25 protein-coding genes and 1 pseudogene are annotated in these 26774 nt (G+C 66.9%); 7 read left to right on the forward strand and 19 right to left on the reverse strand.

The window, feature by feature from the left end:
• Window positions 1–65: 65 nt before the first annotated feature.
• The 5 genes from hemC to mdoH all read right to left on the reverse strand — a co-directional run bounded on the left by hemC (window position 66) and on the right by mdoH (window position 5977).
• The gene (gene hemC, locus ACMZPQ_RS11235; protein WP_312647888.1) at window positions 66–977 is read right to left on the reverse strand and encodes a hydroxymethylbilane synthase; all 912 of its coding nucleotides are present in this window, start codon (window positions 975–977) and stop codon (window positions 66–68) included.
• Window positions 978–1552: 575 nt separating this feature from the next.
• Window positions 1553–2284 carry a LytR/AlgR family response regulator transcription factor gene (locus ACMZPQ_RS11240; protein WP_197583951.1) on the reverse strand — a complete coding sequence of 244 codons (732 nt, stop codon included), beginning with the start codon at window positions 2282–2284 and terminating at the stop codon, window positions 1553–1555.
• 10 nt (window positions 2285–2294) lie between these two features.
• A complete protein-coding gene (locus ACMZPQ_RS11245; RefSeq protein ID WP_197583950.1) occupies window positions 2295–3338 on the reverse strand; it encodes a sensor histidine kinase in 1044 nt (347 codons plus the stop codon).
• Between the two features lie 3 nt (window positions 3339–3341).
• On the reverse strand, window positions 3342–4001 hold the full coding sequence (locus ACMZPQ_RS11250) for an alpha/beta hydrolase (RefSeq protein WP_312647576.1): 660 nt from the start codon (window positions 3999–4001) through the stop codon (window positions 3342–3344).
• Between the two features lie 50 nt (window positions 4002–4051).
• Window positions 4052–5977, reverse strand: a complete 1926-nt coding sequence (gene mdoH, locus ACMZPQ_RS11255) for a glucans biosynthesis glucosyltransferase MdoH (RefSeq protein ID WP_197583947.1) — start codon at window positions 5975–5977, stop codon at window positions 4052–4054.
• A gap of 493 nt (window positions 5978–6470) precedes the next feature.
• Between mdoH and ACMZPQ_RS11260 the strand changes: the two genes are divergently transcribed.
• The gene (locus ACMZPQ_RS11260) at window positions 6471–8504 is read left to right on the forward strand and encodes a TonB-dependent receptor domain-containing protein (protein WP_197583945.1); all 2034 of its coding nucleotides are present in this window, start codon (window positions 6471–6473) and stop codon (window positions 8502–8504) included.
• Between the two features lie 58 nt (window positions 8505–8562).
• Here ACMZPQ_RS11260 and ACMZPQ_RS11265 read toward each other — a convergent pair whose 3' ends face one another.
• Entirely contained in the window at window positions 8563–8733 is a 171-nt protein-coding gene (locus ACMZPQ_RS11265) for a hypothetical protein (RefSeq protein ID WP_005419553.1), read from the reverse strand.
• Window positions 8734–8949: 216 nt separating this feature from the next.
• Here ACMZPQ_RS11265 and ACMZPQ_RS11270 point away from each other — a divergent pair, with 216 nt between their 5' ends.
• Window positions 8950–9336, forward strand: coding sequence for a DUF2628 domain-containing protein (locus tag ACMZPQ_RS11270; RefSeq protein ID WP_312647951.1), 387 nt, complete (start codon window positions 8950–8952; stop codon window positions 9334–9336).
• Between the two features lie 92 nt (window positions 9337–9428).
• Here ACMZPQ_RS11270 and ACMZPQ_RS11275 read toward each other — a convergent pair whose 3' ends face one another.
• From ACMZPQ_RS11275 to ACMZPQ_RS11285, 3 genes are all read right to left on the reverse strand, one after another.
• Window positions 9429–11960, reverse strand: coding sequence for a methyl-accepting chemotaxis protein (locus ACMZPQ_RS11275; RefSeq protein ID WP_197582877.1), 2532 nt, complete (start codon window positions 11958–11960; stop codon window positions 9429–9431).
• 210 nt (window positions 11961–12170) lie between these two features.
• A complete protein-coding gene (locus ACMZPQ_RS11280; protein WP_197582876.1) occupies window positions 12171–13064 on the reverse strand; it encodes an NAD-dependent epimerase/dehydratase family protein in 894 nt (297 codons plus the stop codon).
• Between the two features lie 98 nt (window positions 13065–13162).
• Entirely contained in the window at window positions 13163–14074 is a 912-nt protein-coding gene (locus ACMZPQ_RS11285; protein ID WP_197582875.1) for a S41 family peptidase, read from the reverse strand.
• Between the two features lie 49 nt (window positions 14075–14123).
• Here ACMZPQ_RS11285 and ACMZPQ_RS11290 point away from each other — a divergent pair, with 49 nt between their 5' ends.
• Window positions 14124–14609, forward strand: a complete 486-nt coding sequence (locus tag ACMZPQ_RS11290; protein ID WP_197582874.1) for a MarR family winged helix-turn-helix transcriptional regulator — start codon at window positions 14124–14126, stop codon at window positions 14607–14609.
• A gap of 191 nt (window positions 14610–14800) precedes the next feature.
• Window positions 14801–15100: a KGG domain-containing protein gene (locus ACMZPQ_RS11295; RefSeq protein WP_197582873.1), complete on the forward strand. Its 300-nt coding sequence runs from the start codon at window positions 14801–14803 to the stop codon at window positions 15098–15100.
• Window positions 15101–15110: 10 nt separating this feature from the next.
• Here the strand turns inward: ACMZPQ_RS11295 and ACMZPQ_RS11300 are convergent, their stop codons facing one another.
• Window positions 15111–16583: a DHA2 family efflux MFS transporter permease subunit gene (locus ACMZPQ_RS11300; protein WP_197582872.1), complete on the reverse strand. Its 1473-nt coding sequence runs from the start codon at window positions 16581–16583 to the stop codon at window positions 15111–15113.
• A 123-nt stretch (window positions 16584–16706) separates the two neighbouring features.
• Here ACMZPQ_RS11300 and ACMZPQ_RS11305 point away from each other — a divergent pair, with 123 nt between their 5' ends.
• Window positions 16707–17336: a TetR family transcriptional regulator gene (locus ACMZPQ_RS11305; RefSeq protein WP_197582871.1), complete on the forward strand. Its 630-nt coding sequence runs from the start codon at window positions 16707–16709 to the stop codon at window positions 17334–17336.
• A gap of 15 nt (window positions 17337–17351) precedes the next feature.
• On the opposite strand, the gene ACMZPQ_RS11310 is transcribed toward ACMZPQ_RS11305, so the two are convergent.
• From ACMZPQ_RS11310 to ACMZPQ_RS11330, 5 genes are all read right to left on the reverse strand, one after another.
• Window positions 17352–17702, reverse strand: a complete 351-nt coding sequence (locus tag ACMZPQ_RS11310; protein WP_197582870.1) for a VOC family protein — start codon at window positions 17700–17702, stop codon at window positions 17352–17354.
• 117 nt (window positions 17703–17819) lie between these two features.
• Entirely contained in the window at window positions 17820–18020 is a 201-nt protein-coding gene (locus ACMZPQ_RS11315; protein WP_006472022.1) for a hypothetical protein, read from the reverse strand.
• Window positions 18021–18572: 552 nt separating this feature from the next.
• Window positions 18573–18953, reverse strand: a complete 381-nt coding sequence (locus ACMZPQ_RS11320; RefSeq protein ID WP_197582869.1) for a hypothetical protein — start codon at window positions 18951–18953, stop codon at window positions 18573–18575.
• Between the two features lie 61 nt (window positions 18954–19014).
• The gene (locus ACMZPQ_RS11325; protein ID WP_312646621.1) at window positions 19015–21516 is read right to left on the reverse strand and encodes an RHS repeat protein; all 2502 of its coding nucleotides are present in this window, start codon (window positions 21514–21516) and stop codon (window positions 19015–19017) included.
• Window positions 21517–21856: 340 nt separating this feature from the next.
• A complete protein-coding gene (locus ACMZPQ_RS11330; RefSeq protein ID WP_008267995.1) occupies window positions 21857–22309 on the reverse strand; it encodes a PA2169 family four-helix-bundle protein in 453 nt (150 codons plus the stop codon).
• 474 nt (window positions 22310–22783) lie between these two features.
• Here ACMZPQ_RS11330 and ACMZPQ_RS11335 point away from each other — a divergent pair.
• Window positions 22784–23434 (forward strand): annotated as a pseudogene (locus tag ACMZPQ_RS11335) (glutathione S-transferase family protein).
• 77 nt (window positions 23435–23511) lie between these two features.
• Here the strand turns inward: ACMZPQ_RS11335 and ACMZPQ_RS11340 are convergent.
• The 4 genes from ACMZPQ_RS11340 to ACMZPQ_RS11355 form a co-directional block, all read right to left on the reverse strand.
• Window positions 23512–24198, reverse strand: coding sequence for a hypothetical protein (locus ACMZPQ_RS11340; protein ID WP_197582867.1), 687 nt, complete (start codon window positions 24196–24198; stop codon window positions 23512–23514).
• Window positions 24198–24623, reverse strand: a complete 426-nt coding sequence (locus tag ACMZPQ_RS11345; RefSeq protein WP_197582866.1) for a hypothetical protein — start codon at window positions 24621–24623, stop codon at window positions 24198–24200. The genes ACMZPQ_RS11340 and ACMZPQ_RS11345 overlap by 1 nt, the downstream gene beginning before the upstream one ends.
• 63 nt (window positions 24624–24686) lie before the next feature.
• Window positions 24687–25673, reverse strand: coding sequence for a glycoside hydrolase family 43 protein (locus tag ACMZPQ_RS11350; protein WP_197582865.1), 987 nt, complete (start codon window positions 25671–25673; stop codon window positions 24687–24689).
• A gap of 68 nt (window positions 25674–25741) precedes the next feature.
• Entirely contained in the window at window positions 25742–26161 is a 420-nt protein-coding gene (locus ACMZPQ_RS11355; RefSeq protein ID WP_197582864.1) for an H-NS histone family protein, read from the reverse strand.
• 120 nt (window positions 26162–26281) lie between these two features.
• Between ACMZPQ_RS11355 and ACMZPQ_RS11360 the strand changes: the two genes are divergently transcribed.
• Entirely contained in the window at window positions 26282–26674 is a 393-nt protein-coding gene (locus ACMZPQ_RS11360; RefSeq protein ID WP_197582863.1) for a DoxX family protein, read from the forward strand.
• Window positions 26675–26774: the final 100 nt, after the last annotated feature.

Raw genomic sequence — 26774 nt, forward strand, 5'->3', positions numbered from 1 at the left:
CCGGCAACCTGGTGCTCCCTGTTGGATGCAGTTGCCGGCCAGCGGCCGGCACTACCTAGGGTGGCTCAGACGTTGAGCAGTTCACCGGCACCTGCATCCAGCAGCAGCTTCGCCACCTGCTGGCCCAGCGCATCCGGGTCGCTGGCCGGTCCAACCGCTTCGGCACGCACTGCACGGCCGTCACTGGCACTGCCGACCAGCCCCTGCAGGTGCAGGTCCTGGCCCTGCCACTGCGCGATCGCCGCGACCGGCACATGGCAACTGCCATGCAGCGCCCGGTTCATCGCCCGCTCCGCCTCGACGCAGGCACGCGTCGCTGCATCATCCAGGCCAGCGAACAGCGCCATCAGGCGCGCATTGCTGCCGTCGCACTCCACCGCCACCGCCCCCTGTGCCGGTGCCGGCAACCACTGCGGCGGCTGCAGGCGCGCGACGATGCGATCGCCCAGGCCCAGCCGTTCCAGCCCGGCCACGGCCAGCACGATGGCGTCGTAGCCACCGTTGTCGAGCTTGGCCAGGCGGGTGTTGACGTTGCCGCGCAGGTCCAGCAGTTCCAGATCCGGGCGCAGCGCGCGCAGCTGGGCCTGGCGGCGCAGCGACGAGGTGCCGACGCGTGCACCGATCGGCAGCGCCTCCAGCGACGCATACAGGTTGGAGACGAAGCCGTCAGCCGGATCATGGCGGGGCAGCATGGCCGGCAACGCGAACGGCGCGTCCAGCTCCATCGGCACATCTTTCAGCGAGTGCACGGCGCAGTCGGCCTCACCGCGCAGCATGGCCAGCTCCAGTTCCTTCAGGAACAGGCCCTTGCCACCGATGGCGGCCAGCGAGCGGTCCAGCACCTCGTCGCCGCGGGTGCTCATCGGCACCAGTTCCACATGCAGGCCGGGGTGGGCCTGGCGCAGGCGGTCGGCGACGTGTTCGCTCTGCCAGAGGGCGAGCGGGCTCTTGCGGGTGGCGATGCGGACGGTTTCCATCCGGGCATTATCGCGCCTTCGGCGGGGATACGGCCAACGGCGGAGCCCCTCGTGGCTGGCGGGGGATACGGTTGAAGCAACAGCCGTGCTTGGCCGGGCGGGATGGACTGCGCAGGGGCCGCTGCAAGTACGTCCATGTAAGCTCGGTCGCCGCATCCATGCGGCTCACGCCCCTGCGCAGCCCACCCCGCCCGGCCTCTGACAGTTTCCGTGTGCGCCAGCCACGGAAGATCAAAAGAAAAGAGCAGAAGCAAAGGCAACAGCCGGCGGCTTCCGGGGTCAGATCCCTTTTCCGCAGGAAGAGGGATCTGACCCCTCTTTCCCACCCGATAACAACAATGCCTTTGCCGTCCGACGCTGAAATCTGTCGAAGGCGGAACGGTGTGGGCATGCAGGGGTGTGAGCCGCATGGATGCGGCGACCAAGCCCCCAGGGATGGGTTCACGGCGTCCCCTGCATGTCCACACCGTTGCGCCATACGCGCAGCAATACAGAGCCGACCAACCCGCTGTTGCTGTTGCTGTTGCTTCAGACGTTGCTCGCAAGCAGTCGCGGCCGCAGGCCGCGCGGAACCCTCACAGGTGCCGCAATTCCTGCTTCAGGGTCGCCACGCAGCGGCGGCTGACTTCCAGCGGCTGCTTGCCATGCCGCAGTACGGCCTGCACCTGCCCACCGGAACCGCGACGCAGTTCCACCAGTTCGTGGCGTGCCACCAGGCAGTTGCGATGGATGCGGATGAAGCGGCTGGCGAATTCTTCCTCCAGCGACTTCAACGATTCCTCGATCAGGTCTTCGCCGCGCGCGTGGTGCACCACCACGTACTTCTCTTCGGCCTGCAGGTAGTGGATATCGTCCAGCGCAATCAGCCGCAGGCTGCCGCGCAGGCGGGCACACAGCATGCTGCGCGCCTGCTGGGCGCCGCGCTCCTGGGGCTGGCCACCGCGGCCGGCCAGGAAGGTGCGCGCACGTGCGATCGCCGCCGCCAGGCGTTCGGCGCGGACCGGCTTCATCAGGTAATCGATCGCTGCCGCTTCAAATGCCGACAGGGCATGCGCGTCATAGGCGGTGCAGAACACCACCGCCGGCCGCGGCTCGAAGCTGGCCAGGTGGCGGGCCGCTTCCAGGCCATCCAGCCCCGGCATCGCGATATCCAGCAGGACCAGGTCCGGCTGCAGTTCCGCGCACGCGTGCAGGGCCTGCTCGCCGTTGCCGGCCTCGGCCACTACGTCCACGCCCTCCTGCGCGGCCAGCAGGCTGCGCAGGCGCTCGCGCGCCAGCGGTTCGTCATCGGCGATGACTACCCTCACGATCGCTCCCTCACTGGATCGGCACTGTCACCTGGCAGGCATAGTAGCCTTCGCTCCAGCCGGCCGTCATCCGCGCGGCACTGCCGAAACGCCAGGCCAGCCGATGGCCGATGCTGTGCTGGGCATGCCCGGCGCCACGCGCCAGCGCCAGACCGGGTGCCTGTGGATCGGGCGCAGGATTGTGCACATGGATCTGCAGTTCATCGCCGACCCGGAGCAACCGCAGCTCGACGGTACCGCCCTCCGGCAGCCGTGAAATGCCGTGCAGCACGGCGTTTTCCACCAGCGGCTGCAATACCAGCCTCGGCAATGGCAGGTCCCATGGCAGCGGTTCATCGCGCTGCCAACGCACCTGCAGGCGTTCGCCCAGGCGCAGCGATTCGATGGACAGATAGCGTTCGGCCAGCTCGCACTCGTCGCGCAGGGTCGAATCACCCTCGCCCGCACCCAGGGCAGCGCGGAACAGATCCGAGAGATCGAGCACTGCACGCTCGGCCACGGCCGGATCGCGATGCAGCAGACTGGCGATCAGGTTCATGCTGTTGAACAGGAAGTGCGGGCGGATCCGCGCCTGCAGCGCATCGGCCTGGGCGCGCGCGTTGGCCTGCACCTGCGCCGCCCAGCGATCGCTGACATAGAAGTAGCGCAGCGCCAGCGCGGTGATCAACGCGGTGGTGGCCGCGCTGCCGAGGGTGAAGCGCCAGAAGCTGATGCTGCCGGTGAAGTTGTCACCCAGCACCGCGTACAGCGCATGCACGATGCCGGCACAGAGCACCGCAATGAGGGCCGCCAACACGATCGCCGCCGCTGCGCCCAGCAACTGCGGCAACCTCGACAGTGCCTGCCGCAGCAGGCACAGGCTGGCGGTCACGGCCAGCGCCAGCCACAGCGCGAAGCCGCTGGCCGACAGCAGCTCGCCGAGGGTCCAATGCCGGCTGCCATCGGGCGCCAGCGCCAGCACCACCACCACCAGTTCGGCCAGGCCAAGCATCGCCGCCAGCCGCGGCAAGCGGCACAGTTCCGGCATCCATGGCGGTGTGCTGGCCGGGGACATGGCTCAGGCGGCGTCCAGCCGTACCTGCAACCAGTCACCCAGCGCCTGGATCTCTTCAGCGCAGACCTGGTGGGCCATCGGATAGCTGTGCCATTCCACGTCCAGGCCCAGCGTGCGCAGCGCCTGCGCGCTGTGCGCGGCCACTGCCTGCGGAATCACCGGGTCGCTGCTGCCATGGGCCATGAATACCGGCGCCTGCACGGCACCGTCAATGCGCGTGGCGCCTTCCGCCTCGGGCAGGTAGGTGGACAGTGCGATCAGGCCCGCCAGCGGTGCGCTGCGCGACAGCGCGGCGGTCAGGATGATCGCGCCACCCTGCGAGAAGCCCGCCAGAAAGATCTTCTCCGGCGCAATACCGCGCTCGATCTCGCGGGCAATCAGCGCATCCAGCTGCTGCACCGATTCCTGCACGCCGGCCATGTCGGCACGCGAACGGAAGTCCATGCCGACGATGTCGTACCAGCCACGCATCGGCACGCCGTTGTTGATCGTGATCGGCCGCACCGGAGCGTGCGGGAACACGAAGCGCAGGGCCGGCCAATGCGGCCGCACCAGTTCCGGCACGATCGGCGCGAAATCGTGGCCGTCGGCACCCAGGCCGTGCAGCCAGATCACCGACCACTGCGGCGAAGCGCCGGTTTCCTGTTCCACCGTTTGCAGCATGATGCGGCTCCTTCAAGTTCGAGCCGCATTATGCCGCTGGCCTGCGGCGATCAGTACAGCGCCGGTTGCTCGGCGGCTTCCCGGCGCAGTTGCGCAGCCCGTACCAGCACGGTCGGCGGGATGTTCTCTTCGGGGATGTCGAGCAGGCCGAGGCGATGCAGGAAGGCGCCGGGGCCACGCGAAGAGGTCAGCGCCACCACCGGAACGGCCAGCACCATGCCGATCACCACCGGCGCCATCCAGGCCGCCAGCGACGGCGACACCGCCCACGCCAGCACGCCCATGAAGGCGCCGAACACGCCGAGGCCGCCGTAGCCGCGGATCAGCGCCATCCACGAGATGCCGCCGTCGTCACGCTGCTGTGCGTCCCAGCCGGAATCGCGGCCGGACAGCACTTCGGCCACGCCGCGCGACTGCACGTACATCACCACCGGCGCCATCAGCGCGGCCAGCACGGTTTCCACCAGCATCGACACGAACGCACGGATCGCGCCGCCACAGCCGCGGCGGTCGACCGGGTCCAGCAGCATCGCCAGGTAGCCCAGCACCTTGGGCAGCAGCAGCACCGCCATGGTGGCGGCGAACAGGCGCACCACCTGCTCCTCGTCCTGGGCGCGCCAGTACACGCTGGGCGACAGGTGCAGCAGGGCGTTGAAGTCGATGCCCTCCTGGAACAGCGGAATCGCGATGCCGATCAGCATCAGCATCGCCCACATCGGCGCGGTGAAGTAATGGCCGATGCCGATCAGCATGTGGGTACGGCTGATCCAGTGCAGGCCGCGGCTGCCAACCACCTTGCCGTGCTGCAGGTTGCCCTGGCACCAGCGGCGGTCGCGCACCAGCAGGTCGGTCAGCGTCGGCGGGCCTTCTTCGTAGCTGCCGCCCAGGTACGGCACCATGTGCGCAGCCCAGCCGCCACGGCGCATCAGCGCCGCTTCGACGAAATCGTGGCTGAGCACGTGGCCGCCGAACGGCTTGCGCCCCGGCAGCGCCGGCAGGCCCGCGTGGTCGGCGAAGGCGCGGGTGCGGATGATCGCGTTGTGGCCCCAGTAGTTGCTCTCGGCGCCATGCCACCAGGCCACGCCACGGGCGATCACCGGCCCGTACACGCGGCCGCCGAACTGCTGCATGCGCGCGAACAGGGTGCGGCCGCCGATCACCGACGGCAGGGTCTGGATCAGGCCAACGTCGGCGTTGTGCTCCATGCCGGCCACCAGGCGCACGATGCTGTCGCCGGTCATCAGGCTGTCGGCATCGAGGATCAGCATCTGCGGGTAGGCGCCGCCGAAGCGGCGCACCCAGTCGGCGATGTTGCCGGCCTTGCGCCCGGTGTTGTCGCCACGGCGGCGATAGAACAGCCGCGTCATGCCATCGGGCACCCGCTCACGCAGTTCGGCAAACACCTGTTCCTCGGCAGCGGCGATGTCTTCGCGGCGGGTATCGCTCAGCACGAAGAAGTCGAAGCGCTCGAGCTGGCCGGTCGCGGCCACCGATTCATAGATCGCCTGCAGGCCCGCCAGCAGGCGGCGCGGGTCTTCGTTGTAGGTCGGCATCAGCAGCGCGGTGCGGCTGTGCACGGTCGGCAGCGGCTTGTCCGGGTCGATGCCGAGGCGGTAGCCGCGGTCGAACACGGCGGTCAGGAAGCCGGCCAGGGCACTGGCGAAGGACAGCGCGATCCAGGCGAACAGGCCGACGAACAGCACCAGCAGGCAGGCTTCCAGCACGCTGATGCCATTGGCCGACAGCACCCGCCACATCATGCGGGTGGCAACGGCAGTCATGGCCAGCGTGCCACCGAAGATATAGAACCGGCGCAGGCCGATCAGGCGCGGTGAGGTACGGTGCCGGCGGACCTTCAGCTCACCGTCGCGCAGGGTCTGCTCGGGCATCGGCAGCGGCGATTCGGCGGGCAGCAACGCCCAGCCGGCGTCGAGCCGGGGCGCTTCCGCTTCCGCGTGGATGGTTTGACCCCCCATCACCGCTTACTCCCCACGGTCGGCATGGCCGGCCATCCCGGCCGGGCCGCATGCACGAAGGTTCCCGGCGCGCCTTCCCGGCGCCCGCACTTGTCCTGGCTGTGCCGGCCCTTGGCCGCACAGTCGATGTCTGTCACTACCGGAACCCACACGATCTCCAACGGGGCGGAATCGAAAATGCGGCCCAGTTTATGGGGCCGGATGTAAGCCGCGCGCGAAGGCCTACGCCGGGATTTATCCCCATTCAGCAAGTAGCAGGCGAACACGCCCGCCATTCGGTCGATGTCGTTGCGTTGCGCCCGGTACTGGATCGTAACAAACGCGAACGGTTATCATTTCATCAACCAGGCAGGTCACCGTCTCCCGTACGGCCGCGACCCACCCAGCTGCGCCGGTCCTGACCGCGCGCCAACGACCCACGGAAGGGGGCTGCCTGCTGTCTGCCTGCGCCTGCGCTTCCACCGGGTCCCTCCTCTCTCCCATGGAAGCCGTCATGACCCTGCCGTCCCGTTCCCGTTCCGCGCGCCTGCCGCGCACCCGCCTGGCCAGCGCCTGCCTGCTGGCCCTGCCCGGCCTGGCCGCCGCCGAGGCCAGCGCCGACGCCTCCACCAAGGATCTCGATACCGTGGTGGTGACCGCCTCGGGCAACCAGCAATGGATCAAGGATGCGCCTGCCAGCATCAGCGTGATCAGCCGCGAGGACATCGAGCGCCAGCCGGTGCACGACCTGGCCACCCTGCTCAGCCGCGTGCCGGGCGTGACCGGCGGCCTCAGTGCGGCCGGCGAGCAGTCCAAGATCAAGCTGCGCGGCATGCCGTCCAACTACACGCTGGTGCTGGTGGACGGCAAGCGCATGGGCAGCTCGGCCTCGACCAACTACCGCCCCGATCTGGGCCGCCAGGACCTGAACTGGATTTCGCCGGACCAGATCGAGCGCATCGAAGTGGTGCGCGGGCCGATGTCCTCGCTGTATGGCTCCGACGCCATGGGCGGGGTGATCAACATCATCACCAAGCGCATCGGTGATGACTGGAACGGCAGCGCCACCCACAGCTACACGCGACCGGGCGACGACAAGCGCGGCGACACCCAGCAGATCGGCGCCACGTTCTCCGGCCCGCTGGGCGAGCGCTTCGGCCTGCGCATCGGTGCCAACAGCATGCGCCGCGACTCGGACCAGTCCAATGGCGGTGTCTACGGCAATGCCTACGCCGGCGAGAAGGACCGCAACGTCGATGCGCTGCTGCAGTGGACGCTCAGCGACGCGCAGGAACTGTCGCTGGAAGCCGGCCACGGCGTGCAGCAGGCCTTCATCGATGCCGCGCTGGAAAAACAGGACGAAGGTGCCTGGGGCGCCACCGAGCTCAAGCGCAGCTCGCTGGCGCTCAACCACGATGGCAAGTGGCGCTTCGGCAACTCGAAGATCAGCGCGTACTGGACCGAGTACAAGAACGACATCGGCGCCACCGGCCGCTCCGAGGCGACCGACACCATCATCGAAGGCAGCCTGACCACACCCTTCACCCTCGGCGTTGAACACCAGTTCGCCGTGGGTGGGCAGTGGAAGCGCCAGGAGCTGACCAACACCGACACCATCGGCCGCGCACCAATCGACTACGCCGGCAATGCAGTCAGCGGCTCCGATCTGGAGGTCGATACCTGGGCACTGTTCGTCGAGGACGAACTGAAGCTGCACCGCACCCTGGCACTGACCCTGGGCGCGCGCCTGGACCACCATGAGAAGTTCGGCGGCCATGTCAGCCCGCGCGCCTACCTGGTCTGGCACCCGGCCGAACAGTGGACGATCCGTGGCGGCGTCTCCAAGGGCTTCCGTGCGCCCAGCCTGACCGAGAATTCGGCGACCGCGGCCACCCAGTCGGGCGGTCGCGGCTGCACCTCGCTGATCCCGCTGGGCTACACCCGCGGCGGTTGCTACATGGCCGGCAACCCGGACCTGGATCCGGAAACCAGCACCAACCGCGAGATCGGCATCAGCTTCGACAACGACCGGGTGGATGCCGGCCTGACCTACTTCCACACCGACTTCAGGAACAAGATCGAGTACGCCCCGCTGGGCAGGTTCAACGGCATCTGGTGGACGCGCATGAGCAACGTGCAGCGCGCACGCACCAGCGGCATGGAAGGCAACCTCAATTTCCGCTTCGGCCAGCACTGGCGCTGGCGCACCTCGGCGACCTGGATGAAGGAAGCCAAGAACCTGACCACCGGCCGCAACCTGATCGACACGCCGGAGTTCTCGGGCTATTCGTCGCTGGACTGGACGCCCAACGCGGCGTTCTCCAGCAGCCTGTCGGCGCAGTACACCGGCAAGCAGGACGGCGTGGCCACGACCTTCCTCAAGGCGTACACGCTGTACGACCTGACCGCTGCATGGAACGTCAACGAGGTGCTGACCCTTCGCGGCGGTGTCAGCAACCTGGCCGACAAGAAGCTGTATGCCGAAGGCTCCACCGACTACTTCGTGGCCGGGCGCAGCTACTTCCTGAGCATGACCGCGCGGTTCTGACCGAGCGCGCGCGGCGATCGCGCTGGCGGCAGGCCAGCGCGATCGGCGGTGTTGCGGGTTACTCGCTTTCCAGTGCGGCCGGTGCCGCGTCCCGCGTGGCCGCCGTGCGTGCACGGTCCATGGCCACCGCCAGTTGCTGGCGTGCGAGCAGTTGTTGTGCCTGCACCACTTCAGGTGTCGGCAGGAGCACCGGTCCCGGTGCGTTTTCCGGTGTAGCAGGTGTGGTCATGCAACCTCCATGGACATCCCGCCGCCGCTCGGATTCAGCTGGGGCGGCAGCGGAACTGCGCACCCTATCCTAAAAACAAGGCGGGCGGGTGACGGTGCGGCACGGGGCCGCAGGCCAACAGGGCTCTGCGCGTCACAAATTTGACGCTAATGGCTGGTTTCCTGAACCGGACCGCCAGTACCATGTAATCGTTTTCCAACAAGGACGTGTACGTCAATGAATGCAGTCGACCTCTCCCGCTTCAGCCCGAAGTGGCAGTTCCGCTTCACCTTCTTCCAGCAGCACGGCGCCCCCAAGGAGCCGGGCTTCAAGCAGGCCTGGAAGGCACTTTCCTTCGGCGACCGCCTGAAGATCAACGTCAATGTCTTCGCTTTCTTCTTCGGCGCCATCTACCTGTTCATCCTGGGCATGTGGCGCAAGGCGCTGGTGGTGATCGGCATCAACGTCGCGCTGGTGATCATCAGCCTGTTCCTGCCTGACTTCGTGGCACGCGCGCTGTTCGTTGCCATGAACTTCCTGGTCGCCGCCAGCACCAACTACAGCTACTACCTGGAGCAGGTGAAGGGCCAGGCCAGCTGGAATCCCTTCGAAGGCATGTTCTGAGCGGTTGCCTGGGCCGGAGCTGATCCGGCCTGCGCACGGAAACGACGACGCCCGGCCTTGGCCGGGCGTCGTCATTTGCACATGCCGCAACCTCAGGCCGCGCGGCGGGCAGCGGCCACCGGTTCGGCCTGCAGGCGGAAGCGCGAGACCGCCACCGCCAGCTGTTCGGCCTGTTCTTCCATCGCGCGCGCGGCGGCGCTGGCTTCCTCCACCAGCGCGGCGTTCTGCTGGGTGGTCTCGTCCATCTGCACCACGGTCTGGTTGACCTGTTCGATGCCCGCCGACTGTTCGCGCGAGGCGGCCGAGATTTCAGCCATGATCTCGTTGACCCGGCCGACCTGGCCGACGATCTCCTGCATGGTACGGCCGGCACCATGCACCAGCTGCGCACCGGCGCCCACCTGAGCCACCGAAGCGTCGATCAGTTCCTTGATCTCCTTGGCCGCGCCCGCCGAGCGCTGGGCCAGCGCACGCACTTCGCTGGCGACCACGGCGAAACCGCGGCCCTGCTCACCGGCACGCGCCGCTTCGACCGCCGCGTTCAGCGCCAGGATGTTGGTCTGGAAGGCGATGCCATCGATCACCGAAATGATCTCGGCGATGCGCTGCGAGGAGGCCTCGATCTGCTCCATGGTCTGCACCACCTGGCTGACCACCTGTCCGCCCTCGCTGGCCACACCGGCCGCGGAGCCGGCCAGGGTGTTGGCCTGCAGTGCGTGGTCGGCGTTCTGGCGCACGGTGGAGGTCAGTTCCTCCATCGACGCGGCGGTCTCCTCCAGGTTGGCGGCCTGCTGCTCGGTACGCCGCGACAGGTCGCTGTTGCCGGCGGCGATCTCGCCCGCCGCCAGGCGGATGCTGGACGCCGACTGCTGGATCTGCCCGACGATCTGGGTCAGCTGCTGCACGGTGCTGTTGGCATCGTCGCGCATCACGGCGAACACGCCATGGAAGTCACCGTGCATGCGCGTGCTCAGGTCGCCGGCGGCGATCGCCCGCAGCAGGGTCGACAGTGCCGCCAGGTTGTGGTCGCTGACCTGCATCATCGTGTTGAGCGTTTCCACCATGCGGCGGAAATCATGGTCGAAGCGCAGCGCATCGCCCCGCACCGCGAAGTCACCGGCGGCGGCCGCAGCGGCCAGCTGCTGGATCTGCTCGTTGATCGCGGCCAGGTTGTGCTTGGTCGTGGCCATCGCCGCGGTGAACACCGCCTTCTCGCCCGGCAGGGCCTCCATGTCCACGCTGAGATCGCCCACGGCGTAGCGCTGCATCACTTCCACCAGGCGCTGGGTGACGGCGTTGCTGGAGGCCACCAGCTGGTTGCTGTCGGCCACCATCCGCCCGTACTCGCCGGGGAAGGCGGTGGCATCCATGCGGTAGCTGAGCTCGCCGGCATCGTGGCGGCGTGCCATTTCCGCCTGTGCGGCCATCACCGCCTGCAGCTGCCCGCGCATGCCCTGCATCGCCTCCAGCAAGCGGCCCACTTCGTCGTTGCTGCGCGCCGGCAGCGTGCTGTCCAGCCTGCCTGCGGCCACATCTCCGGCCACCCGCACGGCTTCGGCCAGCGGCCGGATCGCCAGGCGGCGCAGCAGCACGTAGACGCCTGCGCTGAGGGTCAAGGCGGCCACCACGCCAACCAGCAGCGTCAGCCACAGCAGCTGGCGCGCCTCGGCGACGATCACCGCATGCGGCATCACCACGCCCAACGCGAAGCGCTGCGGGGCATCGCCCACGCGCAGCGGCACGTACACACGCACGTTGCCGGCGGCATCCGGGGTGAAGGCTTCAAACCGGCGGTCGGCGGCGATGTCGGCCAGCATGCTGCGGGTCGCCGCATCGCTGCGCGGCTTGCCGATTTCAGCCGGGTTCGCCGACGCCAGCACCACGCCCTTGGGCGACAGCAGCTCGACGCGGCCAGCGCCCATCGGCGCCAGCGTGGCCAGGTGCTTCTGCAGCGCCGCCAGCGAGAAGTCGACGGTGAACACACCGAGGAAGTTGCCGTTCTCGATGATCGGCGTGCTCAGCGTGCTCATCAGCACCCGCTGGCCGCCGATGTCATACGCATAGGGTTCGCTGACCTTCGGCAGCTTGTCGCGGCTGGGGCCCATGTACCAATCGGCAGAACCATCGGCAGCGGCCGTGTAATCGGTCATGGCCGACTGCTGCGGCGTTCCGTCCTGCCAGGCCCAATAGCTCATGTAGCGGCCGGTGGCGTCGTGCGCCTCGGTGTTGACGAACTCGGCGTCCTTGCCATCGAAGGCATCGGCTTCCCACATGGTGCTCTTGCCCAGCCACTCGGGATGGGTACGCAGCTGCTCGCCAAGCACGGCGGCCAGGCTGGCGCGGTTTGGCGCATCGCCACGTGCACGCTGCGCAAGCACGGCCTCAACCATGGCGTCGTTGCTGGCGAAGGCCGTTCCCAGGTCGGCCGCCACCTGGCGCGCCTCGGCGTTGGCTTCGCTGGTCATGGTCTGGCGCGAGGCATCGATCAGGCTGGCACTGGCCTGGCGGTAGATCAGGAACGCGGTCAGGCCGAAGCACAGCAGCGCGATCACGGCAGTGCCCAGCATCAACTTGTGGGCGATGCTGCCCGGGCGGTGGGCAGCGGCGGAGCGGGAAGGAGGCATGGAAGGGTCCGCAAGGCAGTTCAGGACGACCGGCACCGCGAGGGCACCGGGCAGGCGCGCGATCCGTCGCGCAGGCCGCCGGCCGCCGGGCCACGCCCGGCGCTGGAAGCGCACCGGGTTAGCGGCCGGCCGCCAACGAGGTTGAGGCGACCGGCGCGCACATTCCTGAATCTGCTCAGGGAGGGGTCAGCAACCGCCCCCGATACCGGCCTACTCCGCCACCCGGTCCTTGATCCACTGCGCCCGCGGCAGCACTTCGATGCTGCCGGCGGCGTACTGCTGCAGCACATCGTCCGGGCCGAAGCGCGGCTGCCAGCCCAGCTCGCTGCGGATGCGGGCACTGTCGTAGACGCGATCGATGCTCAACGGCAGCGGCCAGCCGCGCCGTTCGAACTCGGCCAGCAACTGCGGCACGCGCCGCGCCAGTACGCTGCGTGGCTGGGTCGCCAGCTGCAGGCAGTCCTCGCGCCGGAACGGGGTTGGCGCACAGGCGATGTAGCGCGCGAACGCCGCGCCCTGGTCGTACAGCAGCGCCGCATGCGCACTGGCCACGTCACGCGCGTCGATGCCACGGTGCAGCCGGAACATCGCCATCCGCTCGGGCGGCTCAGGAAAGCAACGGCCCATGCGCAGCACGCGCACCTGGAACGCCGTGCTGGCCGCTGCTTCGGCCAGCGCCTCGGCCTGCAGCTTGCTGCGGTGGTAGATCGTGCGCGGCAACGGCTCGGTGTCTTCGTCGATCCAGCGGCAACCGCCTGCTACCACGGCATGGCCATACAACGCCGTGGTACTGGTCAGCACGAAGCGGCGGGCACCGGCCTCGCGCGCGGCCCGCAGCAGCTGCGCTGTCGCGTCCACGTTGATCTGCTGGAACACCGCATCCGGCACCAGCCCGACGTGCGGCGCATGCAGCGCCGCAGTATGGATCACCGCATCGACGCCCCGCATGGCGCGCGCCACGGCCTGATGATCGGTGACATCGGCAACGATGCGGGTGGTCGCGAACGGGCTGCGATCCAGCCCCACCACTTCATGCGCAGCCGCCAGCGCGCCGAAGATCGCGCGCCCGATCCGCCCGGAACTGCCGGTCAACAGGATCTTCATTGAGTCCATTCACTCGAAGCGCCCGGGAACTACCGGGATGATTCGATTCTAGGCGTGCCGCCTGTCGTCTGCGATAGGACGGCGTTGCAAATATGCGTTCATCGCGACGACCTTGGCGTCGCCAGCAACTGCCGCGCGATGAACAGCGGATCATCGCCGCCCGGTACATCAGGCGTAACACCGGTGCGCTCCCAGTTGCCGCCGGTACGCAGATTGATCGGTCGCCGGTCCGGAATGCTGATCTGATAACCGTCCGGCAGTTGCACAGGATCATCGAACATATGCGCGGCGCCGCCACTGCGGCCGCCGACGATGCGCGCACGCCCCAGCGCCTGCAGCGAGTACGCCACGAACTCGGCTGCGGAACCGGTGCGGCGATCGATCAGCACCACCAACGGCTTCAGGTACGACGGCAGGCTGGGCGGCGGCAATGGCACCGGGGTGCGCCGGCCGCGCTGCTCCAGCACCTGCACCCCGGTGACACCGGGTTCCAGCAGCGTGCGCACCAGCAGATCCGCGCTGCCATCATCTCCGCCGCCGTTCTGGCGCAGGTCCAGCACCAGCGCATCGGTATCGGCCAGCAGGGCGAACGCTGCGGCCAGTTTGGGCCGGGCCAGGTCGAGCGGGTAGAAGGTGCTCAGGCGCAGATAGCCGACGTTGCCCTCCAGCACCCGTACCTCGCGCACGCCCGCAGCGGTGCCGCGTGCATCCGCACGCCAGGCCATCAGCCAGTCGTCCTGGCCGGCAGCGGCGTCCACGCGTTCCACATGGAAATGGCCGTCGAACACATCCAGATCCTGGTTCAACCGGGCGCTGAAGGCCTGCGGGTCCGCGCAACTGTCCGCGTAGCGCTGCCGCCTTGACCAGTCACGCAGGGCCTCGGCAATGCGCGCGCCTTCGGCCACGTCCAGGTACTGCGCCTGCACCGCCGTGGCCGCCGCCTGCAGCACGGCGTCCTGGGCCGGACAGGACGCCGCCAGCAACGCGCCCAGCATCCACGAAACCGCCATGACCGCACCTCGCGTTGATGATATGTAAGCGCTTATATATCATCCGCGCATGGATCTCAAACACGCCACCCTCGGCACCCTGCTGCGCGCCCTGCTGGATCAGCTTGATCCGGCCGTCGAGCAGGCCTACCGCGAGCTGCAGCTGGATTTCCGCCCGCGCTACACGCCGGTAGTACGCACGCTGATGACGCAGGGACCGTGCCGGATCAAGGACCTGGCGCTGGCCTGCGGGCTCAGCCATTCCGCGCTCAGCCAGACGGTGACGGCGATGGCGCGTGATGGCTGGCTGCACGCCGCGGTCGGCGAAGATGGCCGCGAACGCATCCTGCAGCTGAGCCCGCACGCGTTGCAGGCCGTGCCGGCATTGCAGGCGCAATGGCAGGCCACCGCGCGCGCCGCGCGCAGCCTCGACGCCGACCTCGGGCAACCGCTCGAGCAGGTGCTGCGCGACGCACTGCGGGCGCTTGAACAGCGACCGTTCGCGCAGCGCCTGCGCGAGGCGCGCCACGGCGACGCGCCGGTCGATCCCGGCTGAGTCGGACAGCGCGCGATTGCCGGTCGGCTCCAACCGCTGCGCATGTCCGCATCTGAATGGCCGCAGGCGTCGATCGCATGCGCAGGCCATGTGAAGACAATCGCCGCGATGGCGACCTGGGCTTAGCGCGCCATGCCCAAGCATGGCGCTGTCGTCGGAGACGGCGATGCCCACCCTACTGGAGACTACATATGGCTGACCGACAGCGCGGCACCTCCCAACGCGGTTTCGCTTCGATGGACCAGGAGAAACAGCGCGCGATCGCCGCCAAGGGCGGACGCGCCGCACATGCCTCCGGCAATGCGCATGAATTCAGTCCGGACGAAGCACGTGTCGCGGGCCGCAAGGGGGGCGAGGCGATCAGCCGCGATCGCGAACACATGGCCGCGATCGGGCGCGAGGGTGGCCATGCGCGCCACAGCAACGCTCGCCTGCAGCAGCAGCAGGACAACGCAGGCTCCGCCAGCGATCCGCAACGCCAGCAGGGCTGAGCCCGCGCAATCAGGCCGCCACGCGCAGCCGATGCAAGGCGACGGCTGCCAGCAACGCGAGCAGGCCGGCGATGGCCATCGCACTCCCGAAGCCGCTGGCCATCGCACTTCGGTACCAGCCCGCGACCTGCGGCACCGCGTGTGCCGAGGCGGGATGCAGGATCAGCGCGCGGGCCTGCGCGGCCAGTCCCGCCTGCCCCGCGCCCTGCGCCGTGGCGGTGAATGCCTGCACCGCACGCAGGCTCATCAGGCTTCCCAGCAGCGCGATGCCCAGGCTCATGCCGGCCTGGCGCAACGCGTTCATGGTGGCCGACGCGATGCCGGCGCGCTCGGCGGGCGCGCATGCCATCACCGCCATCCCGGTGGCCGGCACCGCACATCCCATGCCAGCACCCAGCAGCATCAGCAGCACGCTTGCGTATGCGGGCGAGGTGGCCGGCGTGAATGTGGCCATCGCGCACAGCGCCACCCCGACCAGCGCGTAACCCAGCACCAGCGCGCGGCGCAGGCCGGTGCCTGCCACCAGGCGACCGAACAGCAGCGACACCCCGCCCATCATCACGAACTGCGGCACCAGCTGCGAGCCGGCCAGCGCGGCGCTGTGTCCTTGGGCCTGCTGGAAGAACATCGACAGGAAGAAAAGGCTCGCATACGCGGTGAAGCCCAACACGAACGATGCCAGGTTGAGCATGCCGAAGCGGCGATCGGCGAACAGGTCCAGCGGCAGCAGAGGGCATGCCACGCGCCGTTCAACCATGCCGAACAGAAGCAGGCTGATGCTGGCGATGCCCAGCGCGAGCAGCGTTACCGAAGCCAGCAGGCCGCGTTCGCCGATCGAAATCAGGCCGTAGCTCAACGCGCCCAGCGCGAGGATGCTGAGCAGTTGCCCGGCCGGATCCAGCGCGGCATGCTGCGGATGCCGACGCTCCGGGATTCCCCAGGCGCCGAGTGCGAGAGCGATCACCCCCAGCGGCAGGTTGATCAGGAAGATGCTGGGCCACCCGGCCCGCTGCACCAGCACGCCACCCAGCAGGGGGCCCAGCACCAGCGCCAGCGCACTGAACGCCGACCAGCCACCGATCACGCGCGCGCGTTGGCGTGGATCGGGGAAGGCGTGACTCAGGATCGGCATCGCGCTGGGAATCAGCAAGGCACCGGCCACGCCCTGCACCGCGCGCCCGGCCACCAGCGTCGACAACGTGCCGGCGCAGGCGCACAACAGCGAGCCCCCGGTGAAGGTGGCGACGCTGATCAACCACATCCGCCGGTGGCCATGCCGGTCGCCGAGTGGTCCGGCCGACAGCATCAGCGCCGATAGCGCGATCGCGTAGGCGTTGATCACCCACTGCAGGCCGGCCATGTCGGTCTGCAGTGCCTGCTGCAGGGTCGGCAGGGCCACGTTGACGATGCTGATATCAAGCGAGGCCAGGAACGTGCCCAGATAGGCCGCCAGCACCAGCGCCGGCCGTTGGAAGCGATGCATGTGCAGAGCCCCGGGTAAGGAGTGCACGCATCCTAGCCATTGACTGACCGTCGGTCAATGACCGGCGGTCAGTCGACACGCCGGGTTGGCTAGAATGGTCCCGCCTCATCCGGATCACGCCCCATGCAGACCCCAGCCGTCGCCAGGCCTCGCACCAAGCCCGCTGAAACCCGCCAGGAGGAACTGATGGACGCCGCACAGGCGCTGTTCCTGGCGCAGGGCGTGGAAGCCACCACCATCAGCGAGATCGTCGCGGCGGCTGACGTGGCAAAGGGCACTTTCTATACCTATTTCGCCTCCCGCAACGAGATCCTGCAGGCACTGGCGCAGCGCTACACCCGGCAGTTCATCGATGCGGTCGATGACGCCGTGCAACGGCAGCCGGCCGCCGACGGCGTGGCGCGCCTACGCGCCTGGATCCGCGCCAATATCGAATGCTACGTGCGTACCCATGCCCTGCACGATGTGGTGTTTGCCCACCACCACCATCATCAGCGCGGCAATGCCGAACGCAATGCGATCCAGCAGCAGCTGCTGGACATCCTCGAAGCGGGCATCAGTGCGGGCCTGTGGACGCTGCCCACGCCGCAGGTGACGGCATCGCTGATCTATGCCGGCGTGCATGGCGCGACCGATGACCTGATCGCCTCACCGGCGCAGGATGCGGACCGCTTCATCGCAGCCGTAGTGACCGATTGCCTGCGCATGGTTGGTGTGTCGCCCAGTTCGGCACGGGGCGCGCGGAAGCGCTGAGGTCCTGCACTTCGCTCAGGCGTGAGCGAGGATGTTGAGCAACCGGCCGAACGTATCGCGCACGAAGAAGCGGCGCACACCCCAGGGCTCGTCGGCCGGTCCGTACTCCACTGCAATGCCGGCCGCGCGCATGCGATCCAGCACTTCCTGCAGATTGTCCACCTCGATCGACAGGTCCGGCACGGCGGTGCCGGAACCGCCTTCACTGGCAAAACTGACCTGCGCCAGGGCATTGCCCTGCCCGCCGTAGGTGACGATCCAGCCGTGGTCCATCACCACCGGCATGCCGAGCAGGTCGCCATAGAACGCAGCGGCGCGTTGCGGATTGGGCGTGGCGATGTTGGCAACGACGCGTTTGACGGCCATGGTTCTTCACTGCTCCCGATAACGGGTCGAGATTACCGTATCCATTCCGGCATTACGTCCTGAAACAGAAGAGCCCCGTCGATGACGGGGCTCCACGTACGGCTCAAACGGCGCGACTCACACGCCCATGCACAGGTCGACTACGCAGGTGTTGTACGCCTGTTGGCATTCACCGGCATCAACACCGCTGGCCAGGCACATCTGGTAAGCCCGCCAGCACGGCTTGTCGCACGGCTCGACCGGCCCTGCCACTGCCACCGAACCGGTGCAGGCCAGCGCGAACACCGCACCGGCGACCATCTTCTTCAATGCACGCATCGTCATCACTCCCTGATAAGCCTGGTGAGCCCAGGCCGGCCCACCGTAGCGGGGCCCCCGGGAGACCAGGTGAACATCCGCATCACAGATCCTTAACCCGTTTGCAGAACGCCAGTCGCTCATGCGTGAATGAAGATCGATTGAAGTCGCGTCGCCCACCCGTTGCACCCGGTGGAGTTGAACGCCTCGAGCCGAACGTTCTTGCCCGATGTCAGCGCTGCCAACGCCGCCGCGTATGCTTCCTTCGCCCCGGGCCGGGACATGTCAATCGCAAAGGTATCGGTTTCGCCCCGGGCCGGGACATGTCAATCGCAAAGGTATCGGTGTTGCAGAAGGCGGTACTCGAAACGTGCACGTACACGATTCCCGCAGGGCCATCCATGTAAGGGCGTAGCGACAGAATCGTCAGCTGGTCGCTGGTCGGTTCAGCCTTCAGAGGAGCGGAAAGGGACAGGGCCAATGCCAAGGTCACCGCACAAGCGAGCGTGCCACGGATTCGCGCAAGCATGGTTTCTCCATTCATGTAGTGGGTGGCGCAGAGATAAAGCCGGATCAAGGCGCGTTCAGTGTGATAGCCTTGAGCGTGAAGGTCCCCGAGTTGCATCCGTCCACGCGCAGGTGGACCACCTGCTTGTTCTGCAGCGCCATCAACAGCATCGAGATCATTTCCTTTTGCATCGGATGGTCGTTGCTCAAGATGAAACGATTCCCCTGACCGCAGTTCACCGAGGACGGAACCGCGCCCTGGGTATTCACGTAGGTGCCTTCACCACCCCAGCCGGTTGAGATGGAGACAATCCGCAGGCCGTCAAGGTTGAGAGGCTCTGCGCTGACCGTTGAAGCCAATCCGGTCGCAAGCACGGCCATCGCCGTGGTCAACAACCTGCTGCCAAAGGCAGCACGCAAACGCGATCGAACGCGCACTTCGCTCATGCTCCTGATTCCCCTGTTCATGGTTCGTTGTTGCCAATGCCCAGCCGGTGCTCAGCGCAGATCAGCCAAGCAGCAGCTGGTACAGCAGCGGCACAATGTCGCCCTGTGGGCGCTGGACATGTGAGACATCGGACACCGCGGCACAACTCCCCGCGGCGCTGCAGGCAAGCACACGGTAGGAGTAGCTGGTCGCCGGACGTGCGCCCGAAGTCCAACTTGCTGCGTCACCTTCATAGACCGTGGTCCAGGTCACTCCGTCCACGCTTTCCTCGACAACGTAGCGGACAGCAGAGGCCACCGGCGACCAGCCGACAAAATCCTTCGCGGCCGGTGAGCGGCTCATCGGAACCGCTGTCTTGGCGACCAAGCTCCCGCCCAGCGTGATGTAGTCGGTCCGCTTGCCCTCGCGCTCGCTCGCCTGGTAGCGCAGGACGCCGCTCTGGTCGTACATCGATGTGATCCGGCCGAGCGGCGAATCCGTCTGCGTGCGGCGTCCATGGGCATCGTAACGGTAGCTCTCGGAACCGGCCGCCGTGCGCAGACGATTGCCGAAGTCGAAACCGAACGGCTGTCCGTTCTTCAGCCTCAGATTTCCCTGCGCATCGTAGGCCAGGCCGACCACGGTCGCCCCTCCGCACCCGTTGACCTTCACGTTGGTCAGGCGCCATGCGTTGTCATAGCAGTAGTGTTGGTCACGCCCGAGAATCGTCACGCGCGTGAGGTTGTCCAACGCGTCATAGCTGTAGCTCGCCGCGCCAAACATCGGCGAGGAGGCCGAAACGAGTCGATCCAGCGCGTCATAGCCCAGATTACGGTTGCCACGCTGGTTGCGACCCGTAGCCCCGTCGGTGATTGCCATCACGTTGCCGACCGCATCGTAGTCGTAGCCATCGCTGAGGATCCGGGTTGCGCCAAGCGCATCCTGGCTTACATCCGGCAGCTGGCGCGCGTTCTGCACCATGGTGTGGACGATACCGTTGCCATAAGTGAACTGGCGGATTGCGCCGTTGGGGTAGTACCCCACGCCGACGGCGTAGGAACCGGCCTGCCCGGACTGCCCAAGTGCGTTCGGCGCATACGCCACGACGCTTCCGGAGGGATAGCGATGGGCAGACAGATTGCCCAGTGCGTCGTAGGCGTAGCCCATTGCCAGCGCTTCCCCGTCCGCCGGGCTCTGCACCTCACCGATGAGCAGCCCGCGACGGTTGTACGCATAGCTGTTGTGCGTCTCCACCCCGGCATTCAACGTGGTGACCTGCTTGACCAGGCCATCGGGCCAGTAGCTCCAGCGCTGGTTGCCATTGCCGTCAGGAAACTGCAGCGATGCCAGCCGATTGCGTGCGTTGTAGGAACGCACGACCCGGCGGCCGCTGGCGGCGGCGACATCCTGGTTGCAGTTGCCAGCATCGGACAGGTCCAGGCCCTGGGTGCTTCCAACCGGATTGGATGCGGCATCGTAATCAAGTACGGTCGCACCGGTTTCCGGCTCGATCGTCTTGCACAGCCGCTGCGCCGCGTCGTAGACGTAGCGTCGGGTTGAGGTGACCGCGCCATTGCTGGCCCTGCGGGTGATTGACGTCGGCTTGCCGAAGACGTCCCGCGGGATGTCCAGCACCGCGCCCTCCGCCAGTTCGATACGCACCGGCCAGTCGAGCTTTGCAGCATCGGCACCGGTGTAGGTCACCACGGTCGGAACGCCCCTGGCATTGGTCGTGCGCACGCGCCGGCCCGCCAGGTACTCGGTCCTGCTGACCAGTGCGCCGATCTCGGAGTCCTGGCTGACCTGGACCGCCCGTCCCAATGCGTCGTACGTCGTACGGACGCCCGTACCGGCGTCCTGGACCGCACCGATCCCCGCAACGGGGTAAGACTGGAAGGTGACCCGCCCTTGCGTGTCATAGGCGGTCACCGAAGCCCGCTGCGTGCCGGCTTCATTGGCGGCGTCGTACTCGCGCACCAGCAGTGGGCGCCACAGCGCGTCGTAGTAGGTGACCTTGCGCGCATTGCCGGTGCTGACCGTCTGCCGCCAATGGCCTGCAGGAATGCCGTACTCGGCGCTGCCCACCTGGGCGAACTGGGTCGTGGTGGATGCCCAGTCCACCGTGTCACCGTCGGGATAGTCGATCAGCGACATGCGCCCCACCGCATCGTAGTCGTAGCGCGTGGTGTTGCCCCGGCCGTCGGTGATCCACCGTATCCAGCCGTTGTCATCCACCCCCGCAGACTGGGATGAACCATCTGGATACTGGATGCTCCCGGGGATGCCCCGCTTCCAGCCGGACAGATTCACTGCATTGCCACGCCCGTCCAACACGGTGCGAACGGTACCGTCGCCGTTGTAGTAAATGGTCTGCTGCAGAACCCCGAAAGCATGGATCCGCTGCGGCTTGGCGGTCGCCGGGTCATAGTCGATCTGCGACTCGATACGGCCCGTGTCCTGGTTGACTGTCGTGCGTACCTGGCCCAGCACCCATTTCGACAGATCATCGTAATAGGTGATGACGTCCGTCTTGCTGTAAGACTGAGCCTTGGCGCTACCTGCCACGGTGCCCAGCAGAATCATCGCGGAAAGTGCAGCAACTCGACGCATACTCAATCGGCCTGTTCGCAGTGGACGACGATGGAACAACCTGGATCGGGCCAGAATGACCGGGCCCGCACTCATTCAAGGAAAACAGCGCGCACGCGAACAACCGGACGCGGCTGCGCCCGGTTATCGGTTGAGCTGGATGATGGACGAAGCCCCCTTCGTCATGCCGTGCCTGTTCCTTGGACTCAGCCAAGTATAACCACGACAATCAGGCCAGGAACATTGCCCTGCGCCGCTCAGGCCGGCGGCAGGTGGCCGGGGCAGTACACTGCCCCGGCCGCGGCGGCCCTGGGGAGAAGGCCGCCTTCAAGCGTCAGGCCGCCTTCATCGCGTGCTTGCGCGCGCGCATGACGTTGTGGCATTCCTGCACGTCCGGCAGCAGCTGGGTCACTTCCTGGCGCACGGCCGGCGGCAGATCGTTCTCCTTCAGCACATCCTTGAACGCACCGAGCAGGCGATCTTCGGATTCTTCCAGCTCGGCCACGTAGCCGTAATTGGTGTCACCGAAGGCAGCGCGCACCTTGCCGTAGAACTGCTGCATCGAGCCGACGACAGTACCGTGCTCGGCCGGCTTGCCACCGCTGGCAGCAACCGAGCCGCTCAGTGCAGCGACGATGCGGCCCTTGACGCCGGCAATACGGGTGAACAGTGCCGACAGCTCGGCATCCTTCACCTTGGTCGCGGCTTCTTCGTAGAACGACTTGCCATCACGGGCGATCTCGATCAGGTCGTTGAGGCGATGTTCGATGGTGGACTGGGTGCTCATGTCATTGCTCCTGTGTAGTCGATTCCGTGGGGAAGAGGCAGCTTGGATGCTGCCTGCGAGACCACTGTGGACAGGGCCGCGTGCTTCGCGGGTGAGCATTGATTGATGCATGCATCACCTCACCCAACCCGCACTGACCACTTCACGCCACGCTGGAAAGGCGTTCACGCGGCGTTTCCCGCATTGGCCTCACCAAGGGACGAAGAGAATGACCAGAACGATGACGAGTACCGCGGCCAGCGCCCCCATCAGCACATTCCGCTGGCGCCAGCTGGGCTTCGGTTTTCCTGGAGTATTCATGGGATTCACACCTGTTTCTGCGGATGACCCCGCCAGCCTGATGGATCTGCATCAGTGCCTGCGTAGAGGGCACGTGCAAGCGACGTGCATGCCGCTGGAGCCGATGTCGATTCCAGGCGCTGTCGTTCGTCGGAACACTGGAAGCCAGGCCTGTCGGCCTGCAGGAGCCTCCCGATGTCCCCCATCCTCACTGCCTTCGCCACCTCGCCCGACCGTGGCCAGGGGCTGGCCCGCGACATGCGCGTGCGCTGGGCGCTGGAAGAACTGGGCGTGGCCTACGACGTGCAGCTGCTCACCTTTGCCGAGATGAAGCAGCCCGCCCACCTGGCGCGGAACCCGTTCGGGCAGATTCCCACCTGGCAGGACGGCGACCAGGGCCTGTTCGAATCCGGCGCCATCGTCCTGCACCTGGCCGAACAGCACCCGGGCCTGCTGCCGCGCAATGCGGATGCGCGCATGCGCGCGATCATGTGGATGTTCGCCGCGCTGAACACCGTGGAGCCACCGATTGTTGAACGCTCGATGGCCTGGGTACTGGAGCGCGGGCAGCCCTGGTATGCACAGCGGCTGCCGATGCTCGACGAGCGGGTGCGGACGCGACTGGCGCAGTTGTCGGCAGCGCTGGGGGACGCCCACTGGTTGGATGGCGAATTCAGCGCGGGCGACCTGATGATGGCCTCGGTACTGTTGCGCCTGAAAAGCAGTGGCATTGTCGATGATTAACCAACGCTGGTCGCATACGTCGCACGTGCGACGCAGCGGCCGGCCTACCAGCACGCCTTCGACGCGCAGCGGGCGGTATTCCAGAACGGGCAGCTCCCGTGAGCCGCTCATCGCGATCGCTTGCCTACCTGCGTGGCCGCACCCTGCGCGCCTGGACGCCGACCATCCCTTTCACGCCGTCAGCGGCGCAGTTCGGCCTCAGGTGCCAGGGTATGGATCACCTTTCCCTGCGCATCAAGGAACTCGATCGCGCCGTAGCCTTCCGCTGTCACCGTCAACCGCAACCGGGTGCGGTCTGCCTGGTCATTCAATGCGATCGCCGGCGTGCCGTCTGCAGCCACGACCAGGCCGATACGGGTAGGCGCCTGCACACCGGGAATCAGCTTGTTGTCGAGCGCCGGCTCGCGGATCAGTTTCGGCGCCTGGTTGATCGAAAAGCTCACCTGCCCATCGGGCGACACCCGCCAACCGATCGCATCCATCGCCGGATGATCCAGCGCCAGCACCGCCATGCCACCATCAACGTCGGCGGTACCAAAGCCGCCGCGCTCGCTGCCGTTGTCGTCGTACAGCACCATGCCGGCCACGTTGAACGCGCGCTTGTACTGGATCCCGTCGATGATCGGCGCCGGCGTCTTGCCGGACAGCGTCATGCGGATCACGCCTTTGTCGTCGACGATGTCGATGCGGCGCGCGGTGATGCGATCGCTTTCGGGCGCTTCCACGCGGGTCTGTGGGGCCTTGTCCACGATCAGGCGCTGCAGCGTTTCCACCGACGGGCGCTTGGGTTGTGCGGCGCCTTCGGACGCAGCGACCGCGGCAGCGGGGCAGACGAAGAGCGCCATCAGCAGGCAGGCACTGCGCATCACAGGGTCTCCGGGTGAGACCGCGCCGGGCGCTGGCAGGCCGCCTGCACCAGCATCAGTTGTGCCATCAGGATCAGCATCGCGCATCCGGACAGCAGCCATGGATCGATATACCACTGCGCGTTGAGGCTGAACTCGCCGGCGGAGATGCGCTTCCAGCCGTTGAAGTGCTGCATCGCCGCGACCACGAAGGCGAAGCCACCCGCGGTATACGCAAGCCACGGCACCACGATGCGTCCCGGTCGTGCGAACAGCAGCAGCACGCCCAGCAACCCGATCACGCTGCGCTGCACGCGGCAGTACGGGCAGACATAGGCCATTCCGCTCCATTCCACTGTCCACGCCAGAAGGCTGATCAGCACACTCACGGCGCCTGCGATGTACAGGACTCTGGGTGCAATGGTGGTGGTGCCGCTGTATGCCATGTCCTGCCTCCCTCCCCGGTCGATCGGTGCAGGGTAGCGCGGTTGTGACCCCGCCGGGCAAGCTCAGTGCAGCGGATCGGCAGACACGCCCTCATGGGTGATCCTCACCGGCAGGATATGGCCCTGCGCACCGAATTCCATGCGCTCGATGGCGGTTTCGCGATGGTCGCGGGCGCTGTCACCGTGCGGGCGACGGTGGTAGACGATGTACCAGCGATCGGTACCCGGCACCTGGATGACCGAGTTGTGGCCGGCACTGGTCGCGATGGACGCGTCCTGCTGCAGCACCTTGCCCACGCGCTTGAATGGTCCGGTCGGCGCGTCGGCCATGGCATACGCCACCGAGTAATCCGGGCCACCCCAGCCACCTTCGGACCACATGAAGTAATAGCGACCGCCACGCTTGAACATCAGCGGGCCCTCGACGTATTCCGGCGCCGGGGTAATTTCCTTGAACAGCGTGCCGTCGGCCAGCGGCAGCACGCCGGTGAAATCATCTTTCAGGCGCACGATATTGGCGTGTTTCCAACCGCCGTAGATCATGTACCAGGCGCCATCGTCATCCTTGAACACGAACTGGTCGATGGGTTGTGCGCCATTATGGAAGGCACCCACCAGCGGCTTGCCCAGCAGGTCCTTGTACGGCCCTTCCGGGCGGTCGGCCACGGCCACGCCGATACCACCCAGCTCGCTATTGGTCTTGATGTCGTTGGCGGCGAAGAAGAAGTAGTACTTGCCCTTGTTTTCCACCACCGACGGCGCCCACATCGCGCGCCTGGCCCAGGGCACGTTCCTGGCGTTCAATACGTCGGCGTGCTTGGTCCAATGCAGCAGATCAGGCGAGGAAAATGCATCGAAGGTGATCTGCGCATCGTAGTCCGCCGAGGTGGTCGGGAAGATCCAGTAGCGGTTGCCGAACACCGCTGCTTCCGGGTCGGCATACCACCCCTTCAGGATTGGATTACCCGAGGTGGCCGGCGGCGCGGCCTGCGCGCCCGTTGCCAGTGCCGCTGCCATGCAGGCGGCCATCATCCACGTGCCCAACGCCATGCCCTGCGCTCCCGTGCTGGATGGATGGGAGCATGGTAGATCGATTCAGACGCAGGCGCAGGCAGGCCTCATCCCTTCTTGATAACGGTCCGCTTGCCGATGGTGCTGGTCTTGCCAGCGGTCGGCTTGGCCAGGCCAGGAATCAGGAAATCGGTGGCCTTGTGGCCCATCGACACCTTGGACGCCAACCAGCGCGGCATGCGTCCGCGACCGGTCCAGGTCAGGCGCTTGTACTCCGGATCGCGATACTTGGGCGCGACTCTGCCGGATTTACGGCGGGCGGTTTTGCGGGCCCGCGCAGGTGCTTCCGACGCTTCGTCACCGAAGAGTTCTTCGAGGGTGTAACCGGCTTCGGCCGCCGCAGCCTTCAGCATCCGCCGCACCGCACTGGCCGGACGGCGGCTGGAAACCAGCTGTTTCCGCTGTTCAGCGGCAACCACCAGGGCGCCCAGCTCGCGAAGGCTGAGCGATTCAATATCGATCGTCATGGCGGGAAAGGTCTACTGCGGCGTAGCGGCTGTCAAGCGGTTCCGGCGGCCGGCCTACACACCGGCTTCACCGTCGCTGGGCTCCGATCGCCTTCGCTGGCCATTCCCGAGGACGTTGATGTGAGCACTTCATCGCATTCGCTTGCCTACCTGCTTGCGCGCATCCTGCTGATGGCGCTGTTCCTGGTCTCCGGCCTGGGCAAGCTTGGCGATCTCAGCGGCACCCAGGGCTACATGGAAGCGATGGGCGTGCCCGGCATCCTGCTGTGGCCGACCATCGCCTTCGAGATCGGCAGCGGCCTGTGCATCCTGTTCGGCTTCCAGACCCGGCTGGTGTCGATCGTGCTGGTGGGTTTCAGCCTGGTCACCGCCTTCATCTTCCACCACAACCTTGCCGACCCGACCCAGCAGATCATGTTCCTGAAGAACCTGGGGTTGGCCGGCGGCTTCCTGTTGCTGGCCTGCACCGGCGCCGGGCGTTACAGCATTGATGGGCGCGGGCGGCGCGGGTAGGCGCCGATCCGACGCCTGCGCGCCCGAGGCGAAGTTCGTGCCGGACAGCTACGGTTCCGCGCGACTGATGGCCGCCAGCAAACACGGTGGCAATGCTGGA

Origin of the sequence: Stenotrophomonas maltophilia, assembly GCF_047497515.2 — a bacterium.
GTDB lineage: Bacteria > Pseudomonadota > Gammaproteobacteria > Xanthomonadales > Xanthomonadaceae > Stenotrophomonas.

Excerpts from the sequence above, each read along its gene's own strand:
- hemC (WP_312647888.1), bottom strand. The coding sequence starts at position 977 with ATGGAAACCGTCCGCATCGCCACCCGCAAGAGCCCGCTCGCCCTCTGG.
- ACMZPQ_RS11245 (WP_197583950.1), bottom strand. The coding sequence starts at position 3,338 with ATGTCCCCGGCCAGCACACCGCCATGGATGCCGGAACTGTGCCGCTTG.
- ACMZPQ_RS11250 (WP_312647576.1), bottom strand. The coding sequence starts at position 4,001 with ATGCTGCAAACGGTGGAACAGGAAACCGGCGCTTCGCCGCAGTGGTCG.
- mdoH (WP_197583947.1), bottom strand. The coding sequence starts at position 5,977 with ATGGGGGGTCAAACCATCCACGCGGAAGCGGAAGCGCCCCGGCTCGAC.
- ACMZPQ_RS11260 (WP_197583945.1), top strand. The coding sequence starts at position 6,471 with ATGACCCTGCCGTCCCGTTCCCGTTCCGCGCGCCTGCCGCGCACCCGC.
- ACMZPQ_RS11265 (WP_005419553.1), bottom strand. The coding sequence starts at position 8,733 with ATGACCACACCTGCTACACCGGAAAACGCACCGGGACCGGTGCTCCTG.
- ACMZPQ_RS11270 (WP_312647951.1), top strand. The coding sequence starts at position 8,950 with ATGAATGCAGTCGACCTCTCCCGCTTCAGCCCGAAGTGGCAGTTCCGC.
- ACMZPQ_RS11275 (WP_197582877.1), bottom strand. The coding sequence starts at position 11,960 with ATGCCTCCTTCCCGCTCCGCCGCTGCCCACCGCCCGGGCAGCATCGCC.
- ACMZPQ_RS11280 (WP_197582876.1), bottom strand. The coding sequence starts at position 13,064 with ATGAAGATCCTGTTGACCGGCAGTTCCGGGCGGATCGGGCGCGCGATC.
- ACMZPQ_RS11285 (WP_197582875.1), bottom strand. The coding sequence starts at position 14,074 with ATGGCGGTTTCGTGGATGCTGGGCGCGTTGCTGGCGGCGTCCTGTCCG.
- ACMZPQ_RS11290 (WP_197582874.1), top strand. The coding sequence starts at position 14,124 with ATGGATCTCAAACACGCCACCCTCGGCACCCTGCTGCGCGCCCTGCTG.
- ACMZPQ_RS11295 (WP_197582873.1), top strand. The coding sequence starts at position 14,801 with ATGGCTGACCGACAGCGCGGCACCTCCCAACGCGGTTTCGCTTCGATG.
- ACMZPQ_RS11300 (WP_197582872.1), bottom strand. The coding sequence starts at position 16,583 with ATGCATCGCTTCCAACGGCCGGCGCTGGTGCTGGCGGCCTATCTGGGC.
- ACMZPQ_RS11305 (WP_197582871.1), top strand. The coding sequence starts at position 16,707 with ATGCAGACCCCAGCCGTCGCCAGGCCTCGCACCAAGCCCGCTGAAACC.
- ACMZPQ_RS11310 (WP_197582870.1), bottom strand. The coding sequence starts at position 17,702 with ATGGCCGTCAAACGCGTCGTTGCCAACATCGCCACGCCCAATCCGCAA.
- ACMZPQ_RS11315 (WP_006472022.1), bottom strand. The coding sequence starts at position 18,020 with ATGCGTGCATTGAAGAAGATGGTCGCCGGTGCGGTGTTCGCGCTGGCC.
- ACMZPQ_RS11320 (WP_197582869.1), bottom strand. The coding sequence starts at position 18,953 with ATGAGCGAAGTGCGCGTTCGATCGCGTTTGCGTGCTGCCTTTGGCAGC.
- ACMZPQ_RS11325 (WP_312646621.1), bottom strand. The coding sequence starts at position 21,516 with ATGATTCTGCTGGGCACCGTGGCAGGTAGCGCCAAGGCTCAGTCTTAC.
- ACMZPQ_RS11330 (WP_008267995.1), bottom strand. The coding sequence starts at position 22,309 with ATGAGCACCCAGTCCACCATCGAACATCGCCTCAACGACCTGATCGAG.
- ACMZPQ_RS11340 (WP_197582867.1), bottom strand. The coding sequence starts at position 24,198 with ATGCGCAGTGCCTGCCTGCTGATGGCGCTCTTCGTCTGCCCCGCTGCC.
- ACMZPQ_RS11345 (WP_197582866.1), bottom strand. The coding sequence starts at position 24,623 with ATGGCATACAGCGGCACCACCACCATTGCACCCAGAGTCCTGTACATC.
- ACMZPQ_RS11350 (WP_197582865.1), bottom strand. The coding sequence starts at position 25,673 with ATGGCGTTGGGCACGTGGATGATGGCCGCCTGCATGGCAGCGGCACTG.
- ACMZPQ_RS11355 (WP_197582864.1), bottom strand. The coding sequence starts at position 26,161 with ATGACGATCGATATTGAATCGCTCAGCCTTCGCGAGCTGGGCGCCCTG.